This is a genomic window from Streptomyces sp. F001, from assembly GCF_004187715.1.
GTDB classification, from domain to species: Bacteria; Actinomycetota; Actinomycetes; order Streptomycetales; family Streptomycetaceae; genus Streptomyces; species Streptomyces flavusporus.
The window spans coordinates 1-3,074 of sequence record NZ_QZWF01000130.1; the positions used below are offsets into that span (position 1 = coordinate 1).

The following is a 3,074-nucleotide window of genomic DNA, read 5'->3' on the forward strand; positions in this document are numbered from 1 at the left end:
TGTCCCTGGTGGTCGGGGTGGCGGACGGGGCCGGGGTCTGCTTGCGGGTGGCCGACGGGGTCGCGCTCGGCGACGGCTTCGGCCGGCGCGTGCTCGCCGACGTGGACCGCGGCTCGGGCGCGGTCGGGTCGGCCGCGGTGACCGGGAGGGCGCGCGGGGGGTCGTACGCGGTGTCCGCCATCACCGTGTGGACACCCCACCACGACAGCGTGGTCGCCGCGCCCGTGGCGAGCGACCAGGCCAGTACGTGTACGACTCCTCTGAGCATCGCGGGCCATACTGCCTCACGCGGGTCACGGGCGTCCCACGGGTCACGAACGGTGTGGAGTTTTCCACAAGCGAGAGTTGTCCACAGGCGCCGGACCGCTCTCTCCCGCATGGCGTACGGTGCGGCGCATGGCAAGTGTGCTCGTGGTCGAGGACGACCAGTTCGTACGCTCGGCGCTCATCCGGCATCTGACCGACGCCTCGCACACCGTGCGCAGCGTCGGTACGGCACTGGAAGCGCTGCGCGAGGTCGCCCATTTCCGCTTCGACGTGGTCATCCTCGACCTCGGACTGCCCGACCTGGACGGGTCCGAGGCGTTGAAGATGCTGCGCGGCATCACGGACGTACCAGTGATCATCGCCACCGCACGGGACGACGAGACGGAGATCGTCCGGCTGCTGAACGCCGGCGCGGACGACTACCTGACCAAGCCGTTCTCCGTCGAGCACCTGTCCGCCCGGATCGCCGCCGTGCTGCGCCGCTCCCGCGCCGCCGCCGGCGAGGCCCCGCCCTCACCGGTGCTGCGGGTCGGCGGACTGACGGTGGATCCGCTGCGCCGCCAGGCCGAGCTGGACGGCGTACGACTGGACCTCACCCGGCGCGAGTTCGACCTGCTGGCCTTCCTGGCCGGGCGGCCCGGTGTCGTCGTCCCGCGCCGGGAGCTGCTCGCCGAGGTGTGGCAGCAGTCGTACGGCGACGACCAGACCATCGACGTCCATCTGTCCTGGCTGCGCCGCAAGCTGGGCGAGACGGCGGCGAGGCCGCGCTATCTGCACACCCTGCGAGGCGTCGGGGTGAAGCTGGAGCCACCGGGAGCGGAGGCGCAGCCATGAGGTGGGCCCTGGTCAAGGTCTCGCTCGCGGTCACCGCCATGGTCGTGGTCGCCTTCGCGGTGCCCCTCGGGCTGGTCATCAAGGAGATGGCCCGTGACCGCGCCTTCTCCGACGCCGAGCGGGACGCCGCGGAGATCGCCCCCGCGCTGTCCATCACCACCGACCGTGCCCAGCTCGAACGGGTCGTCGCCTCCGCGGGCTCCGACGCCGGGATGGCCGTGCACATACCGGACGGCGACGGCACGGACGCTGTGGAGATCGGGCGGCAGCGTGCCGCGGACGCGGACGTGGCGGCCACCCGGGAGACGGGGCGCGCCTCCACCGCCGAGGTGCGCGACGGCTCGGCCCTGCTCCAGCCGGTCGCGTTGAGCTCCGGTCAGATCGCCGTCGTCGAGGTGTTCATCCCCGACGCCGCGGTCGCCAAGGGCGTGGGCGCGGCCTGGGCGGTGCTGGCCGGAGTCGGTCTCGCGCTGATCGTCGGCTCGGTCGCGGTCGCCGACCGGCTGGGCGCACGGATGGTGCAGCCGGCACAACGCCTGGCCGAGGGCGCGCACGAGCTGGGCGAGGGCAAGCTGGGCGCCCGGGTGCCCGAGGCGGGGCCGAGAGAACTGCGGCTGGCAGCCGCGGCGTTCAATTCGATGGCGGATCAGGTCGTCCAACTGCTCGCCAACGAGCGTGAGTTGGCGGCCGATCTGTCCCACCGGCTGCGGACCCCGCTGACCGTGCTGCGGCTGAACGCGGCCTCCCTCGGCGACGGACCGGCCGCCGAGCAGACCAGGGCCGCGGTGGCCCAACTGGAGCGGGAGGTCGACATCATCATCCGGACCGCCCGCGATGCCAAACCGCAGACCGCGGCGGCCGGTCCGGGCGCCGGATGCGACGCGGCCGAGGTCGTGCGGGAGCGCATGGAGTTCTGGTCGGCGCTGGCCGAGGACGAGGGCCGCAAAGTGCGCATGGCCGGCGTCGACCGGCCGGTGCGGATACCCGTGGCCCGCGCCGACCTGGCCGCCGCGCTCGACGCGCTGCTCGGCAACGTCTTCCGGCACACCCCGGAGGGCACCGCCTTCGCGGTCGACGTGCACAACGGCGAGGACGCGGTGATCGTGCTCGTGTCCGACGCGGGGCCCGGCATACCCGACCCCGAGGCGGCGATGGCGCGCGGCCGGGGCTCCGGCAGCGACGGCTCGACCGGACTCGGGCTGGACATCGTGCGCCGGCTCGCGGAGTCGACCGGCGGCGACGTACGCATCGGGTCGTCGGTGCTCGGCGGCACGGAGGTGCGGATCTGGATACAGCTGGACGGGCGCGAGCCGGCGCCCCTCCGGCGCGGTCACCGGGGGTCCGTCAGACGCCGCCGACGGGGCGGATCGCGCTCCGTCTTTAACCGCCCCCGATCCCTTCCTTAAGCGGACCCTAAGATCGCCAACCCCCGTCCGGATCAGGCCGTTTGCCCGATTCCGGCTCGCTAGCGTGCTGTCGCACCCACCCCCCGTGAACAGCAAAGGCAGGCACGCGATGAGCACGCACCGGCGCAGGATCAGTGGCAGGAGCAAGGCGATCGGTGCGGTGGTCGCCGCGTCCGCCGTCGCAGGCGGGGCCGTCCTGTTCACCGGCACCGCGCAGGCGGCCGGGGTCGGCGCCGCGTACACCAGAACCAGCGACTGGTCGACGGGATACACGGCGCAGTACGTCGTCAGCAACAACAGCGGCGAGGCGAAGGCCGACTGGGCACTGACGTTCGATCTGCCCTCCGGCGCGAAGCTCAGCTCCCTGTGGAACGGCGAGTCGAGCGTGAGCGGGCAGCGCGTCACCGTGCGACCGCCGGACTGGGACAAGGACGGCCTGGCCGTCGGCGAGTCGGTCACCGTGGGTTTCGTCGTCAACGGCTCCGCCGACCCGACCGGCTGCCTCATCGACGGCGCGAAGTGCTCCGCGGACGAGGCCGCCACCCCCGAGCCGACCGGCCGCCCCAC

Annotated in this window: 3 protein-coding genes and 1 pseudogene; 3 read left to right on the top strand and 1 reads right to left on the bottom strand. The window is 73.1% G+C overall.

The annotated features are described in order from the left end of the window. Positions 1 to 268, bottom strand: a pseudogene (locus StrepF001_RS44870) (hypothetical protein); the annotation flags it as partial. A 128-nt stretch (positions 269 to 396) separates the two neighbouring features. Between StrepF001_RS44870 and StrepF001_RS44875 the strand changes: the two are divergent. The 3 genes from StrepF001_RS44875 to StrepF001_RS44885 all read left to right on the top strand — a co-directional run. After that, positions 397 to 1,101 (top strand): response regulator transcription factor, encoded by a 705-nt coding sequence (locus StrepF001_RS44875; protein WP_129803825.1) that lies wholly within the window; start codon positions 397 to 399, stop codon positions 1,099 to 1,101. Next, positions 1,098 to 2,507 carry a HAMP domain-containing sensor histidine kinase gene (locus tag StrepF001_RS44880; protein ID WP_129803826.1) on the top strand — a complete coding sequence of 470 codons (1,410 nt, stop codon included), beginning with the start codon at positions 1,098 to 1,100 and terminating at the stop codon, positions 2,505 to 2,507. Before StrepF001_RS44875 ends, StrepF001_RS44880 begins: the two co-directional genes overlap by 4 nt. A gap of 109 nt (positions 2,508 to 2,616) precedes the next feature. After that, on the top strand, positions 2,617 to 3,074 hold a 458-nt coding region (locus StrepF001_RS44885; RefSeq protein WP_206307169.1), incomplete at its 3' end, for a cellulose binding domain-containing protein.

Bases quoted from the DNA above. Each gene is read 5' to 3' on its own strand.
- StrepF001_RS44875 (WP_129803825.1), top strand. From the start codon at position 397: ATGGCAAGTGTGCTCGTGGTCGAGGACGACCAGTTCGTACGCTCGGCG.
- StrepF001_RS44880 (WP_129803826.1), top strand. From the start codon at position 1,098: ATGAGGTGGGCCCTGGTCAAGGTCTCGCTCGCGGTCACCGCCATGGTC.